Genomic DNA, 16,313 nt, shown 5'->3' with positions numbered 1-16,313 from the left:
ATTTCATGACAAACCTATTAAAAATGCCCGATCGGATGTGATCGGGCATTTTTCTACACATGGATTTCCGTGTCAGAGACTTTTTAAAATCTTCCAGATTTAAATATCGAAAAAAGCAGCCAAAGAAAGAGAGTTGTGGCAATGCCTAGTCCCATTTCGACTATAGGAATCTTAGTTAACAATGGTGCTGACTTTCCTGAGAGTGAAGTCCCAATTATGATACCAGCCAGTAATATGCAAAAGGATAGCAGGATAATACTAAAGGATATTCTGTTACTGGTGCGGTTTAGCCTTTTCAAAAGCATGTCTGCCTCAGGAGTTGATAAATCTATTTTCATTTTACCCTTTTTCATGATAGAGGTAATTTCCTTGATCGTTTTGGGTAATTCGTTTATGATTTCCCCATAATCATTCACCTGATTGCGCATTTTTTCCGCCATATTTTTAGGATTCATTCGCTCCAGTAATAATCTCTGACCAAACGGTTGGGCAATTTTTATGATACTTAATTCAGGATCCAGCTTCTCAACAACTCCCTCGATGGTCAACAGTGTTTTACCCATAATGGTTAAATCTGTCGGCATTTTTATCTTATGGTGATAGGCTACTGAAAACAATTCATTTATCGCCTCTCCAATGCTCATGTCACTAAAGGGAACGTTACTGTATTTCTCCCGAAGGTGATCCGCATCTTCTTCCAATTTCTTCATATTCACATCTTCTGGAACCAACCCCATGCTGGTGATAGCCCGAATGACTTCAGTAGTACTCTGATTCATCATCGCAATCACAAATGAGGCAACATTATTTCTCATTTCTTTACTGAGGCGTCCGACAATGCCAAAATCCATAAATGCAATCACTTCATCCGGCATAGCAAGGATATTACCCGGATGGGGATCTCCATGAAAAAAACCATCCATTAATATTTGCTTTAGAATTGCATTAACTACTGCTTCACCGAGTTTTTTATTGTCATAACCTGCTTGAAGCAGCTGTTCAGTTTCATTTAGTTTTATTCCTGAAACAAATTCCATCGTTAAAACCTTAGATGTTGTGCATTCCCAATATATTTTTGGAATAAATATCTTGGGATCATCTTTAAATTGGGTGGCAATTTTTTCGCAATTTCTGGCTTCATTTTCATAATCCAGTTCCTGTCTAATGGATCTGGCCAATTCTTCAATAACCTCTCGGACCTGATACCTTCTTGCCCACTCAATCCTTGCCTCTGCAAGTCTAGCCAACTCAAAAAGAATCTCTAAATCCGTTTCGATCAAACTTTTAATATTTGGGCGTTGTACTTTAACAGCTACCTTTTCTCCCGTAACGAGTACCCCATAATGTACCTGTCCTATTGAAGCTGCTGCAATCGGAGTCTCATCAAATTCTGCAAAAGAACTCTCCAAAGTATCAGCTAATTCTGCTTCAATAATCTCTTTTACCTCATTAAATGAAAAGGGTGGAACTTGATCTTGAAGTTTAATTAACTCCTGAATAATATCTTCAGGTATAATATCAGGTCGTGTGCTGGCGATCTGCCCGATTTTTATAAAGGTTGGACCAAGTTCCTCCAAAAATAATCTAATTCTTTCACCCGTAGATTTGTTCGCAATTGTTTTATTGCCTTCCACAAAGAGCCTTCTAGGCACAGACAAAATATCGAGAATTCCCAATTCCTTCATGATATACCCAAATCCATGGCGGGTAAAAGCATAGACAATATCACGAGAGCGCCCGATATGACGAATTCTTTTCTTAATCATTTCAGATCCCACCAAGTAGTTTTTCTTGATAAAACCATCTCATGGTTTATGGGGGCATTTCAAGGTTGTTTCCATTATTTCTTAAAATGTTCACTATTTGGCAAAAAGGGACGACTCCTTTATAAGAATCGTCCTTAAAACATAGATTACTTATTGATCATGTCAAAAACCTGTTCGACATCCTTATCGCCGCGTCCAGAAAGGTTTACAATCAATAGATCATCCTTTGATAATTCCTTCGCCAATTTGATTGCATAGGCAACGGCATGAGAGCTTTCAAGTGCAGGAATAATACCTTCTGTTTTACTAAGTAACTGAAACGCTTCTAATGCTTCTTGACCAGTAATGGTTACATAGTCTGCTCTACCACTGGTTTTTAAGAAACTATGCTCCGGACCAATCCCCGGATAATCTAGACCTGCCGCGATGGAGTACGTTGGTTTAGGCTCACCGTTTTCATCTAATAAGGTAATGCATTTAAATCCATGAATTACAGCCGGAACACCTTCTGTCAATGTAGGAGCTTCTGCTGGTTCTACCCCAATTAAGCGTACATTTTTTTCATCGATATAATGTGCAAAGGCTCCAATTGCATTACTTCCGCCACCAGCGCATGCAATTATAGCTGTTGGCAGTTTTCCTTCTTTTTCTATGATTTGTCTTTTCGATTCCTCACTAATGATAGATTGAAAATGTTTTACCATTGTTGGATATGGATGTGGTCCAACAGCAGAGCCAAGCAAATAGAACGTATTGGTATAGTTTTGCACCAAATCACCCAATGCCTCATCTACTGCATCTTTCAATCGTCCCTGCCCTTTTGAGACCGGGACCACCTTTGCACCAAGCAGCTCCATTCTAAATACATTCAATGCTTGACGTTCTGTATCCAGCTTGCCCATATAAATGACACATTCCATTCCAAACATAGCGCAAGCGGTAGCAGTTGCTACACCATGTTGTCCTGCTCCCGTTTCCGCAATGATCCGCTTGGCTCCCATCCGTTTTGCTAATAAAATCTGCCCAAGGGCATTATTAATTTTATGTGCACCAGTATGATTCAAATCTTCACGCTTTAAATAGATCTTTGCTCCATTTACTTTCTTTGTTAAATTTTGCGCAAACGTTAACGGGTTTTCTCTACCGATATACTCTTTTAGATAATATTTATACTCAGTTATGAAATCCGGGTCATCTTTATATTTTAAAAATTGTTCCTCCAACTCATCTAACACGGTCTGCAATTCTTCGGGGACAAAACTTCCGCCAAATTCACCAAAATACCCTTTACTTGCTACACTCGTATTTTCCATTCTCCACTCGACTCCTTCTCCTCTATTTTTTCAACCTACATTATACTATTATCTGAATTTTCCATCAAATAATCAATATCAAAAAAATACTTATCATGATAATAAAAAATGCAATAGCCACGTATATATACCGACTATTGCACCCTATACCTTTATAATTTTCTTCTAAATACTTTAAAATCAAAAATTTCCGGATTAAAGAACTCTTGCGACCATAGAATAGGGAAGTTACCAGCACTGTAACCCACCTCATCCAAGAAAAGAAGGACATCACCCTCATTTATTTGAAAAATATTCGCCAACGAGTCGTCTGCTTTTACCGGTTTAACATGTGATAAATCAGATTCAATTTGGTCAGAACATTTTTCCTTCATGAATTCAAAAATGGATCCTTCAAAATCGCGAATATCATATGGAGCCCGAATAAGTTTAACCGGTATTTTATCAATAATATGTACCGCAGGAATTCCATCTGCACATATAATACTTTCTACCTGTAAGATTTCTTCATCTGGATTGAGACGAAGCAACTCTGATACCTTTTCATCTGCAAGTTTTCTCTCGAAGTGGATTCCTTCAACCGAAGGCGTGTATCCCTTCTGAACCAAAACTTCTAAAATCTCTTGATCAATGTCAAGCCGTGCAGTTGCTTCAAGAACATGTTTATTAATAATCGTTCCAATGCCTCGACGCCTGCTAATAAAGCCTTTCGATTCCAAATCAGAAAGAACATCCCTTACTACCGTTCTGCTTACTCCCAAATTTGCAGCCAGGTCAGCTTCTGGAGGTAGTCTGTCTTGCTGACTTTCCGATAATTGTTTAATTAGCTGAATAACTGCTCTTTTTACTTTTTGAAAAAGTTGTTCATTATCAATTTTTATAAAAATCCCTTTATCCACGATAATCAATCCTTTTATGGATGTTTCTCTTATTTCACTTTAAGTGGCCCATGATTATAATCATAATATAATAAGAAATAAAATCCAATTTATCATAATAGATTTTTTTCAGATTTGCAAGTCAACTAACAACCTACCTACATTGGATTTAATTATATTCGATTTCAATAAAAGAAAAAAGACTTACCTTGTGAGTAAGTCTAAAAAAGTAGCTATAGTTTTCTGCGGAACACCACAAAATCAAATAAATCTGGATTAAAATATTCTTGTGACCATAAAACAGGATAATTTCCTGCGCAATACCCGACCTCATCTAAAAACAGAAGCATTTCGCCTTCCACGATTCGAAAAATATTGGCTAATTTGTTATCTGCTTTTACAGGTTTAATCCTAGAAAGATCTGTTTCAATTCGATCAGAGCATTTCTCTTTTAAGAAATCAAAAATGGAATCCTCAAAATCTTTCATACTGTAGGATCCACGAATAATTTTCACGGGAATCTTATCAATGATGTGTACAGCAGGAACTCCATCAGCACATATCACCTTTTCAACCCGCAAAATTTCTTCGCCAGGATTAAGATGTAACAGTTCAGCAACCCACTCATCGGCTTCTGTTTTTTCATAATGGATCTGTTCCACAGATGGTTGATAGCCTGTCTTGGCCAAAATTTCCTTTATTTCTTGGTCTATATCCAAACGGGCCGTTGCTTCAAGTACATGATGGTTGATGATTGTTCCAATTCCTCGTCTTCTGCTGATAAATCCCTTTGATTCCAGATCTGAAAGTACATCCCTTATTACAGTTCTACTCACCCCTAGTTGGGAAGCTAAATCAGCTTCAGGTGGAAGCCGATCTTTATTTGTAAGCGACAATTGGGATATTAGCTGTATGACAGCTCTTTTTACCTTTTCAAATAGCTGTTCATTATCAACTTTGATCAATAAGTCCATTTTAACCAATCCTTTACGGACGTTTCTTAGGCTGTTGCTGGTAATAAAGTGAATATTGTCTCCACCTAGAATAATCTCTCCTGCAAATCTAAGGAATTTGCATTTGAATAGTTTTTCAGCTTCAAATAGTAGTTGTATCAATTTTATGTAATTGTGATCACAACTTTTTATAATCCTTGTCACACGGTTAATCTTGATTCTGATTACATCATAATGAGTTCCCTGTTCAATATCTGTTCTATTTTTTCATGGTATTTTTCTTCTTCCTCTTTTGTTCCTACTCTAACCGTTGGGCAAGTTAAATAGACGAGCAAGCCCATTTGTGCAGTTAAACGGTTTTCAGCCTCATCAAAAACAATAGACGCAGGGGAATCAATCACCTCATCCAGTACTTCTACATTCCTCGATGCTGGCAGGCAATGCATAAACTTGGCCTGTTTACCGGCCATTTCCATTACTGCACTTGTGACTTGATAGGTTGGCTTGAAAGCGGCAACCCTTTCTTCAGCTTCATCCTCCTGATCAACCCACCACCACAAATCGGTATAGATAAAATCAGCGTCCTCTACCGCATTCATGTTATCTGTAATGGTTAAAGATCCACCATTTTCTCTAATGTTGCTCTCTGCAATTCTTACCCATTCTCCTGGTGCTTGATATTTTACTGGGGCAATTTGAGTAAAGTGCATACCCATTTTTGTTGTCATATGCATAAGTGAACTGCAGACATTAGTCCGGTCACCAATGAAAACTACTTTTATATCCTCAAGTCCTTTTCCAAATGGCATGTGCTCTATCATTGTAAATACATCAGCTATTACCTGCGTAGGATGGTTATAATCTGTTAATCCGTTTATTACGGGGACATCTGCAAACTCGGCTAAATCAGTAATCGTTTTATGAAATAGGGTTCTGGCCATGATGACATCTGCCATTCGTGATAAAACCTTAGCTGTATCAAATAGTGATTCCCTTACTCCTAGATGAATTTCCCCCGGTTTTAAATAGAGAGCATGTCCTCCTAAAAGGGTCATAGCTGTCTCAAAAGAAACTCGTGTACGTGTTGAAGGTTCTTCAAAGATCATGGCTAACGATTTGTTTCGCAACAATTGTGGAATAGCCCCCTGCTTTCTGGATTCCTTCAAAGTACTCATCAAATCAAAAATCTGCAGTAATTCTTCCTTTGAAAATTCCTGGGTGTCAATAAAATGGCGAATCTTTGACATAATTTTCAACCTCCTGAGTTTTGCGTAATGCACTCACATTTTCTTGAGGAATACCTTTGTGCCTTATCGTTCATGTAAGTAGTAAGCCAAAGAATATTGATTCATTTCACTTTATAAAGCTCTCTATTTATATGATAATACACCCACTTCTTTAAACAATACATAATAGGTATTACTTATTACTATTTTGTTATTTTGTCGTTTTTCAGTCACGTAATGTTCATAAAAAAAACCTACAAGATAAACTTGTAAGTTCTTTATATCTATATCTTATGCTAGAACTGGAGCGCCCTTTAACGAGACAACTGTCCCAGCTTTACCTTCGATTGCTTGTAGTGCTTTGTCAAGTGAGGTAATGATTGTTTTTCTTTCCGGGCTGGTTTCTGCAAAGCTAATAGCTGCTTCTACCTTTGGAAGCATGCTTCCCGCAGCGAAATGTCCATTTTCAATATAACTTTTTAATTCATCTACACTAATTTCTTCTAATTTCTTTTGAGTTGGTTTATTAAAATCAATGAAAACGTGATCAACCCCAGTAAGGATGATTAATGCATCTGCATCGACAAGCTCAGCAAGCTTCTGTGAAGCAAAATCTTTATCGATGACAGCTTCAACTCCAAGCAATCCCTTCTCTGTTTCTACCACTGGAATTCCGCCTCCGCCAACAGAAATGACAATATTTCCTTGATCAACTAGGGAATTAATGACTTCGTACTCCTTTATACTGACTGGTTTTGGTGATGGAACTACCCTTCTCCAACCACGACCAGAATCCTCTTTAAAGCAAGTATTTGTTTCCTCCATAATTTTCCTAGCTTCCGCTTCTGAATAGAAAGGTCCTATCGGTTTAGAAGGGAGGACAAACGCAGAATCATTTTTATCCACTAGGACTCTTGTTACAACCGTTACAACATTCCGAGCAATCCCTTTTTCTTTAAGAGCCTTGTCCATCGCATTTTGCATCCAGTACCCAATCATTCCTTGAGTCATTGCCCCACAAGTATCTAGTGGCATTGCAGGGTTTTTTTCTGAATCTGCTGCCTTTTGCTGCAATAAAATATTCCCTACTTGAGGACCATTACCATGAGATATAATGATATCAATACCATTTTCAATAAGATCTACCAATTGCGTTGCAGTTTTTTCTAATGCTTTTTGCTGGGCCTCGGCAGTAGCATCTCCTGACTGAATGGCGTTACCACCTAATGCAATAACAACTTTTTGTCTTTTCATTTTAATCGCCTCTTTTTATTTGGTATGTTTTCTTTGGAAAAGGAATAATTAGTATAGGTTGGAAAATTTTATATTCTTCCTTTTGGCTGCTGTTGCGTAATGCAGTGAATATTTCCACCTCCCAAAATAATTTCTCGAGCGTAAACTCCGACTATCTCTCTATCAGGATATATTTCTTGTAGTTTTGTCATTGCGAGCTCATCATGAGGATCATTAAATAATGGCATGACCACTCCACCATTTGCGATATAATGGTTAATATATGAACCTGCTAAACGATCCCCTGCTTGGCGTGGCATCGTTCCATCCATTGGATGTACACCTTCTGCTTCTTCAGGCGTAATAATTATTGGGTTAGGTTGATAGATTGTATGAATTTTAAGTCTACGGCCTTTTGCATCTGTAGTATTGGCCAATACATCGTATGCTTCTCGTGAAATGGCATATTGTGGATCATTAATATCATCTGTCCATGTTAGTGCTACTTCACCAGGACGAACATAACAAAGAAGATTATCAACATGTCCATTAGTCTCATCATTGTAGACTCCGCGTGGAATCCAGATGACTTTTTCGACACCTAAAAACTCCTTTAATAAATATTCGATTTGTTCTTTTGTCAGATCAGGGTTGCGATTTGGATTCAACAAACATTCCTCAGTCGTAATACAAGTTCCCTCTCCATCAACGTGGATAGATCCTCCTTCTAAAACAAATGGTGCATAATAAAGGGCTTTCCCTTCAATATCACACACTTTTGCAGCAACTAAATCATCCTGATCCCAAGGAAAATATAATCCCCCTCTTAAGCCACCCCAAGCATTGAAATCCCAGCTAACCCCTCTAATTTCACCACCATTGTTAACTACGAAAGAAGGCCCAACATCACGCATCCATGAATCATTATTAGTCATTTCAATGACACGGATATGTTCAGGAAGCATTCCACGTGCAACCTGCCAATTTTCAGGAGAAACACACATCGTCACTTTTTCAAATCTGGAAATAGCCTTGGCCACTTCAACAAAAGCTTTTTGGGCATAATAGCCACCATACCGCCAGTTGTCACCTCTTTCTGGCCAGATCATCCAGCAGCCTTCATGCAACTCGTATTCCCCAGGCATTTTGAATCCTTCGCTCTTGGGAGTTACTGTTTCTAATTCCACCCGTGCCAATGTAGCTAACATAATATTTAACCTCCTTAATTATTAATTAATTTACTTCCTACCCTGGAACCTAAGCAAAAAGAACCATTCTATTGCTACTGATGCAGGTACAAGATCTATAAAAAGACAGCATAGAGTGTAAATGGTGTAATTTGTAAATTTATCAAGGATTTCTTTTTAGTTTTCTTGAGACATGATCAACATCTCCCATTATGTAGAAAACAATTACAAAAACTACTATCCATTAATTGTTTTTATCTTGAGATTTCGTTATTCCGGTAAACGACATCATAATGTGAATGATTTCCAGCCTACGTACCGAATCACCTCCCCGAGTTAATTGCGCTATCATTTTTTTAGAAGAAAAGAATTTGTTAAATAAGGACCCTTATGAGTTACCTCGGTTAATACGTTTATCAAGTAACTCTACCTTTATAATAATATATTTATTTTTATTAGCAATACGTAATAGGTATGACTTATTACTTTGTCGTTTTTCTGCCTTAATTTCTTCAATAATTGTTCAAAAAATTCATGTTGAAATAATGAAATCAGGTGTGCCTGACTTACTGGATTTTTAAAATGATTTTTAGTTTGAAAGATTATTGATTAATTCTTTTAATAAATTTGGCAGAGTGTTTAGCGTATAAGGTAAATAAAGCCGTTCTATCTTTTTATGAGCGTCTTTGCCGATTGGGCCCAAATTAACGATAGGAATATTTAAAAAACTGGATTGTTCGAATGGGTATACGAAGTCCACACCCCAGCCGGCAAAGTTTGACGATAATACTTCCATATCTTCCTTTGTACCCTTAAAGCCAAATTCACTTAAATCTGAGATGCCCTCATATACTTCACCAATTGAAATTGACATATTATATTGAGAATGTGCGAGTTCTACTATTCTTTCAGCCGCTCTGACAATTTTAATTTCATTTGCTGCTATTCTTTCATTAAATCCAGAAGGGCAATATGGAGGAAGAAAGCCTATAATAACTGTTGGACCATTTAGCCCTGTTATGTCAACAAGGTGATTGATTAGTTTCATACCACGGTCCTGAAGTTCAAGTTCTTGAGACAGCCCTTCTAGAAATGAAGAAGTAATGTGTTGAGCTGTATCCCCAGTTTTCTGTTCTGCCAGATGAAGCAATTCGCTAAATTCAAGAACACGGGTGGTAAACTTTTTCTGTTTCGTGCGAGTTTGCTGTTCTTGCCAATTTTGTTGATAAACAGCCAGGGATTTCTCTAAAGCTTCATTAGCTGCAGCCTTCATTAATTCGAGGACCTCCAAAGGGGTCTTGGTGACAAATAAACAATTATAATACATTGCCACACGTTCGATTATAGTTACCGAATAAGTCGGTTTTAAGTCATATACCCTAAGGCAAGTTAACGGTGGATAGGTTACATTCTTAAATACATCAGCAAACTTCCCACTCCCTTCCAAAATATTCCCAAGTTGAAAAGCAATTAGGGATGCAGGGATCCCTTCAAAGTATTCTCCAACATGAGTCTCCCTTCCAATTACAAACGAAAATGGTGTATACATACCAACTGTTCCAAGATGAACCCACCCATGATTTTTATTCTCCTGGGTAATACTTGGTTCACTGTCTATACAGCAAATAAACTCATACCCTTGCTTCTTTAGTTCAGCCAGATAGTGGACTGCCTCATGGATGCCAGATGCATTATTCTCTTCATCTGCTACGGCTAGATAAAGCAAGTTGACTTCCAGTTGCTCCAACTTTACTGCAAATTCAGACAATACAGCAGCTTGAACGACTAGACCCGATTTCATATCTGCTGTCCCACGGCCAAAGAGCCATTCCCCCGAATCTAGGTCCTCTCTTGCCTCAGTTGCAATCATTTCATCCTTCATTAAATTTGTATAAGTTTCAGGGTCAAACGCCTCTTCTCGTAAATGACCGCACACATCAGTATCCACTACATCAAAGTGCCCCATTAAGATAATGGTTCTATTCGTTTTCTTTTTAGGCTTCACCCAAGCACAAAGATTAGATCGGCCTAAACGATCTTCCCGAATGGGCTGAATAAAGAGATCTTCCGGGTGCTCTTGAAAATATGGCCATTGCTTTAATTCTTCAAATAAAAACAACGGTGCCTCTTTTTCCCCTGCCGAGTCAGTGACACTCTTAATCTGGCAAAAACGCAGTAAGGTTTGATAAATGGATTCTGGTGAATTATTTAGTATTTTTGACATTGTTCATTTGACTCCCTTCCATAAGTCTGCATTTATGCATTTGTAGTGTAAATGTAAAACTTAATTAATAGATTTACGTATTGACATGATTTTTACTATAGGCTTTGTTAAACTTGTCTGTTGATTTCCGCTCCAGGTGCTTCGCTTTCCGTGGGCGTTTCGGCGAGCCTCCTCGGCGCTTGCGCCTGCGGGGTCTCTCCAGAACCGTACTCCCACAGGACATTGATTTTCTTCCTGGAATTCGCCCACGCACGAAGGAAATGCGTTAGCATTTTCGAGGAGTCTTCGCACCTTCCGCTCCAATCAACAGAGTGGAAAAATCAACACTGTTCTTTAACACAGCCTTACTATAAAAAAAAGCTATCCCACTCAAGGTCTCAAATGACCCCTACTAGTGAAACAGCCTTTGTATATTAAAGAGAGAGGATTTTAGAATGTTGCAACTAATTCCTTTTCAGGTTCAAATGTTGCTGCCAACAGTCTTTCCAATTCGAATTTAGACTCTGTTACCTTTTCTGCATCAGGCTTATCTAAGCCTAGAAAGTATACAAGTAATCCGCGCATAGCAGTAAGTCTGTTTTCAGCTTCATCAAATACAATTGAAACATTAGAATCAATTACTTCATCAGTCACTTCTTCATTGCGTGATGCTGGTAGGCAATGCATAAATTTAGCCCCTGGTTTTGCCAGTTTCATTAATTCAGATGTTACTTGATATTTAGGATAGAAGATGGCTAATCTTTCCTCTTCAGATAGTTCTGCATCGTATAATCCGTACCATACATCTGTGTATACGAAATCTGCATCTTTTAGTGCTTCTTCTGCATTATCACTGATAAGGAAGCTTCCGCCAGATACTTTGCAGTTTCCTTCTAATATATTTCTGTGGTTTTCACTTAATTGGTAACCTACAGGTCCGAATTGAGCAAAACGCATTCCTACTTTTGTGGAGATAAATCCAAGGGATGCACAAACTTGGGTGGCGTCACCAACAAATGCTACTTTGCAGTCTTCGATTCTCTTTCCTTCAGGAAGGTGCTCAATCATTGTGATCAGGTCTCCGATTTCTTGTGTAGGGTGGTTATAGTCGGACATAGCATTAATAATCGGGATGGATGCATATTTTGCCAAATCTACAACTGATTGATGTCGATCAACACGGGCCATCACGATATCCACTAATCTTGAAAGAACGCAACTAGTATCTTCTAAAGTTTCGTGACCGCCGAGTTGGATTTGTCCTGGTGCAAGATATTGAGCATGTCCACCTAGTTGTTCCATAGCCGTTTCAAAAGAGACACGGGTTCTAGTAGAGGATTGTTGGAATACCATTCCCAATGTTTTATTTTTTAGAAGCTGTGGATAGTAGCCAGCTTTAATACATTTTTTTAGTGACAATGATAGGTTTACAATTTTCATTATTTCTTCTTTAGAGTAGTCGTTGGTATTGATAAAATGTTTCACTGTCATGATAAACACCTCCAAATAATATTGTTAATATGGATCACTTGAATTACTTTCTTTAAGTAACTCTACTTATATAATAAAACACATCGTTAAATTAACAATACGTAATAGGTATTACTTATTACTTTGTCGTTTTTCTGCCTTATTTTCTTCAATAAATGTTCAAAATATGGAACTTTGACAAAATAAAAACCCCTTTCAACAGGGGTTAATAAAGATACCATATTTATTCATACCTTAAAGATTCTATTGGATCGAGTTTAGATGCTTTATTTGCTGGTAGGATTCCAAATACTACTCCGATTACCATTGAAAATAGGACTCCTCCTAACACCACTTGCCATGAAATTAATGATGGCCATCCAGCAAAAAAACTAACAATAGTGGCTGCTCCCCACCCTAGTCCGATACCGAGAATTCCACCAAGGAGCGTAAGTGTCATCGACTCAATTAAAAACTGGGTTAAAACCTGGCCTCTGGTAGCTCCCAATGCCATACGTATACCTATTTCTCTAGTTCGTTCAGTTACGGAAACAAGCATTATATTCATGACACCGATGCCGCCAACAAACAGAGAAATTCCCGCGATGCTCCCAATAATTAAGGTCATAATGCTTGTAACCTGACCAATTCCTTGAGCAATTTCTTCCATATTAATCACTTGATAAGATTTTTCCGTATTATGCATTTTGTTTAATAGGTTTGCTGCTTTTTTTCCAGTTGCCTGCATTTTCTCAGCAGACACAGCTTGGATGGTTACTTGAGTATAGTCACTACTTCCGTAGATTACCTTCCAAGTCTGGAATGGCAAGTAAACCTCCATAGAGCCAAATGCAAGCAAACCTGTGGGTTTTTCAAGCACACCTATAATTTCAACAGGCTGATTAGCCACCGTTATGATTTTTCCTAGCGGATCTTTCCCTTTAAAAAGTTTTTCCTGCAGTTTTGAACTAATAACAGCAACTCTTCTTCCTCCTAAAAAATCTGCTGAAGAAAAATTCCTTCCCTTTTCCACCTTTAAATCATTCAATTTCATGAATGCCTGATTAATACCGGTTGAACTGACATCAGCAGTATCGGTTTGAAACCTTGCTGCAGACATTTGGGTACTAGATGCAACTACTTGCTTTATTTCTGGCAGTTGTTCAAGAGCACGTATATCTTCTTGTTTAAAGGGTGCTTGCATTAGAGCATTGCGATTTGCCCGCATTTCCTCATCAGAAGGTTGATAAAACATCTCCATGGTATTACTTGTACCAGCGATTTGTGATTTCAACATTGCTTCTCCACCTTGTCCAATGGCGACGACAATGATTACTGCCCCAACCCCAATCACAATCCCAAGCATTGTCAAAATACTGCGCATCTTATGTGCTTTTAATGAGCTGAATGCCATCAACAAATTTTCCACAAAGCTCATGATAATGGACTCCTTTCAATGGCAGAAGCAGTCTGTATAAGTCCGTCTCTCACCATAATCGTCCTATGGGCATATGTAGCAACCTCAGGCTCATGGGTAACCACTACCACTGTGACACCTTCTTTATTCAGCTGGCTGAATTGCTCCATTATGGAAATGCTAGTTTTTGTATCTAATGCTCCTGTTGGTTCATCAGCCAGAATTAATTTCGGTTGATTGACAATTGCCCTGGCAATGGCAACACGCTGCTTTTGTCCTCCTGATAAAGCATTTGGTAAATGATCCATCCTATCGGATAATCCAACCTTCATTAGGGCTTCTGCCGCTCGCTCTTGTCTCTCCTCTTTGCCAATTCCTGCGTAGATCATCGGCAATTCAACATTTTTTAAAGCTGTAAGTCTTGGAAGCAAATGAAATTGTTGAAAAACAAATCCGATTGATTGATTTCTAACATTTGCGAGTTCTTTTTCACTGTAATTTGAAATATCCACGCCAGCAAGTAGATATCTTCCTGTGGTCGGTTTATCAAGGCAGCCAATAATATTCATCAAGGTGGATTTTCCTGATCCCGATGGACCCATGATTGCTGTAAATTCTCCATTTTCAATAGTGAGACTAATGCCATTTAAAACACTAATTTGTTCTTTACCCAGTGAGAAGGATCTGGTAATGGACTCTAACTGAATCATTTAATCGTCACATCCATCCCATCCTTCAATTTATCAGGACCATCTATAATGACTTGGTCGTCCTTTGATATTCCATTTAGGATTTCAATCTTTTCCCCAGAAGTGATTCCAGTTTTAACCTTTTTTTGTTTAGCTTTTCCGTCTTTTACTAGAAATACATACGGCTGATTACCATCATCGTGCACAGCTTCGATCGGTAAAACATTAGATTGCTTTTTATCCGTTTCAATTTCCATTATCATCTGGAATCCCGGCTTTAAGGAATTTACATCACCAGTTATTTTCACTGTAACGGGATATTGAACAGCTTGATTTCCAGTTTGAAGACTATTCTGATCAGATTGTGGCAAATAGGCTAGCTTATCAACCACACCACTCCACTCTTTGCCAGGGACGGCATCGGAGCGCAGGATTACTTTCTGCCCATTATGTACTTTCAATGTATCATATTCCGATAAAAGCCCTGTCGCAATCATTCCTTCCTGCTTTCCAATATGAATGTATGGGCTTAAAGCTGTAGTTTGGTTCGTTGTTTCCGGTTTTTTCGCTGTCAAAACAACCCCATCTATTTCACTCTTAATCTCCAAATCAAGTTGTTTTTTGCCAATGATATCTTTTTGTAGATTTGCTTGTTTTAAATCTAGACTGGCCAATTTTTTTTCGGTGTCCAAATTAGTATATTCAGCGCTAAGCTGATTCTTGGCTTCCACTTTCCCCACCTGTTCAGCCAATGTTTTTTCTTTATCATTTAATTGCTTCACTTGTTTATCGAGCTGAGCTATTTTTAAATTTGCTGACTCAATGGCAATTTTATTTTGCTCTGCTTCGAGATCCAGTTGGGAATTTTGAAGTCTGGCTATAACGGTTCCTTTTGTCACCTTCTGACCCTCAGTAACAAGGAGCTCCTTGAGTTCTCCCTTTTCAGGAGCAGGATAAACGAGCTGCTCCTCTTCTAATTTTATTGAGCCTGGAATCATGAGCAGTGAAGATATTGCCTCCTGTTTCATTTCAGCTGCCTTTACAGTTGGTCCTTTAGCAAAAACCTGGCGGTAGACACTGACAGAAATCATCAAAAGGAGCAATACTACGATTCCAATGGCCATCCATATTTTCTTTTTCATTATGTACGGGCAGATTCCTTACGTAATAGAATCTGCTCTTGTCTCCCCTCTTTTTATAAAAATAGTTTCATTGATTATAGTTTGGGCGCCCCTTGAAGAACAGTTCCCATTAAGGCAAAGCCAATTTGGATTAAAAACATGACAATTGCAATAGTCCAAGCTAGGCCCTTCGAAAATTCGGCTGTACGATTAAGACCAATCGCTGTTAAGATGGTTGACCAAATACCAAAAACCTCCAAAGAACCTAATACACCTGGCTTATCCAGATTCAGCAAACCTGCTACACTAGTAATATAAATTTGTGGATTTCCGCCAATTCCAAATTTAATAGCCATGTTTAGCAATAAACCAACTGCCCCAATAATTGAAATAAAAGCATTCATTGAAAATAATTGCTTAAACGTTACAGGAGAACTGGCAATTTTAGCGATAATTAATTGGATGACCGTGCTTATTAGAATTCCAAATACCGGAGTAAGGATTCCTGTAACTGCCATCGTTATCTTGGTGATGCCTAACACCATCTCTGCTTGATCTTTTGGGACTCCCTGATCAATTAAAGTGCTAACATCCATAGATGCAGCCATTAATCCCATGCCCACAGCATAAAGAACACTTACCACAATAAGCGGTACCCAGAATTTCGGTTTCCGTCTTATCCTTTCAAATTGAGTCCCAGGGCTAGCAAACATTCCAAATAATCTTGGACTTTCTTCCTTAACATTCATCTCTTTTTCTAATTCCATTGTTTAAACCCCCTATTTTCCAATTATGTAAATCTTTACAGTTCAATTATACGTTAACAGGAAAGAAAAAGTTTCATGTAATATGATCCC

The 16,313-nt window shown here is 38.2% G+C and carries 13 protein-coding genes; all 13 read right to left on the bottom strand.

The features are described 5' to 3' along the window. Window positions 1-83 precede the first annotated feature (83 nt). The gene (gene ubiB / locus ACI3K6_RS05595; protein WP_435554060.1) at window positions 84-1,766 is read right to left on the bottom strand and encodes a 2-polyprenylphenol 6-hydroxylase; all 1,683 of its coding nucleotides are present in this window, start codon (window positions 1,764-1,766) and stop codon (window positions 84-86) included. Window positions 1,767-1,912: 146 nt separating this feature from the next. Continuing rightward, window positions 1,913-3,079: a tryptophan synthase subunit beta gene (trpB, locus tag ACI3K6_RS05590; protein ID WP_435554059.1), complete on the bottom strand. Its 1,167-nt coding sequence runs from the start codon at window positions 3,077-3,079 to the stop codon at window positions 1,913-1,915. A 152-nt stretch (window positions 3,080-3,231) separates the two neighbouring features. Further along, complete coding sequence (locus ACI3K6_RS05585) at window positions 3,232-3,978, bottom strand: GntR family transcriptional regulator (RefSeq protein WP_335474503.1); 747 nt, start codon at window positions 3,976-3,978, stop codon at window positions 3,232-3,234. Between the two features lie 212 nt (window positions 3,979-4,190). Beyond that, window positions 4,191-4,931 (bottom strand): GntR family transcriptional regulator, encoded by a 741-nt coding sequence (locus tag ACI3K6_RS05580; protein ID WP_335474501.1) that lies wholly within the window; start codon window positions 4,929-4,931, stop codon window positions 4,191-4,193. Window positions 4,932-5,134: 203 nt separating this feature from the next. Further along, window positions 5,135-6,157 (bottom strand): putrescine carbamoyltransferase, encoded by a 1,023-nt coding sequence (ptcA, locus tag ACI3K6_RS05575; protein ID WP_435554058.1) that lies wholly within the window; start codon window positions 6,155-6,157, stop codon window positions 5,135-5,137. A gap of 270 nt (window positions 6,158-6,427) precedes the next feature. After that, entirely contained in the window at window positions 6,428-7,390 is a 963-nt protein-coding gene (arcC, locus tag ACI3K6_RS05570; protein ID WP_335474497.1) for a carbamate kinase, read from the bottom strand. Window positions 7,391-7,458: 68 nt separating this feature from the next. After that, a complete protein-coding gene (gene aguA / locus ACI3K6_RS05565) occupies window positions 7,459-8,577 on the bottom strand; it encodes an agmatine deiminase (protein WP_435554057.1) in 1,119 nt (372 codons plus the stop codon). A 568-nt stretch (window positions 8,578-9,145) separates the two neighbouring features. Next, on the bottom strand, window positions 9,146-10,780 hold the full coding sequence (locus ACI3K6_RS05560; RefSeq protein WP_435554056.1) for a M20/M25/M40 family metallo-hydrolase: 1,635 nt from the start codon (window positions 10,778-10,780) through the stop codon (window positions 9,146-9,148). A 429-nt stretch (window positions 10,781-11,209) separates the two neighbouring features. Further along, the gene (ptcA, locus tag ACI3K6_RS05555; protein ID WP_435554055.1) at window positions 11,210-12,250 is read right to left on the bottom strand and encodes a putrescine carbamoyltransferase; all 1,041 of its coding nucleotides are present in this window, start codon (window positions 12,248-12,250) and stop codon (window positions 11,210-11,212) included. A 223-nt stretch (window positions 12,251-12,473) separates the two neighbouring features. Continuing rightward, entirely contained in the window at window positions 12,474-13,667 is a 1,194-nt protein-coding gene (locus tag ACI3K6_RS05550; protein WP_435554054.1) for an ABC transporter permease, read from the bottom strand. Next, window positions 13,664-14,356 (bottom strand): ABC transporter ATP-binding protein, encoded by a 693-nt coding sequence (locus ACI3K6_RS05545; protein ID WP_435554053.1) that lies wholly within the window; start codon window positions 14,354-14,356, stop codon window positions 13,664-13,666. Before ACI3K6_RS05545 ends, ACI3K6_RS05550 begins: the two co-directional genes overlap by 4 nt. Next, entirely contained in the window at window positions 14,353-15,477 is a 1,125-nt protein-coding gene (locus ACI3K6_RS05540) for an efflux RND transporter periplasmic adaptor subunit (RefSeq protein WP_335481411.1), read from the bottom strand. Before ACI3K6_RS05540 ends, ACI3K6_RS05545 begins: the two co-directional genes overlap by 4 nt. Before the next feature lie 74 nt (window positions 15,478-15,551). Next, window positions 15,552-16,223: a YknW family membrane protein gene (gene yknW / locus ACI3K6_RS05535; protein WP_435554052.1), complete on the bottom strand. Its 672-nt coding sequence runs from the start codon at window positions 16,221-16,223 to the stop codon at window positions 15,552-15,554. Between the last annotated feature and the right edge of the window lie 90 nt (window positions 16,224-16,313).

Source organism: Neobacillus solisequens, from assembly GCF_051233465.1.
GTDB lineage: Bacteria > Bacillota > Bacilli > Bacillales > Cytobacillaceae > Neobacillus.
Note: the sequence above shows the minus strand (reverse complement) of the source record. Positions and strands in the feature narration are given on the sequence as shown.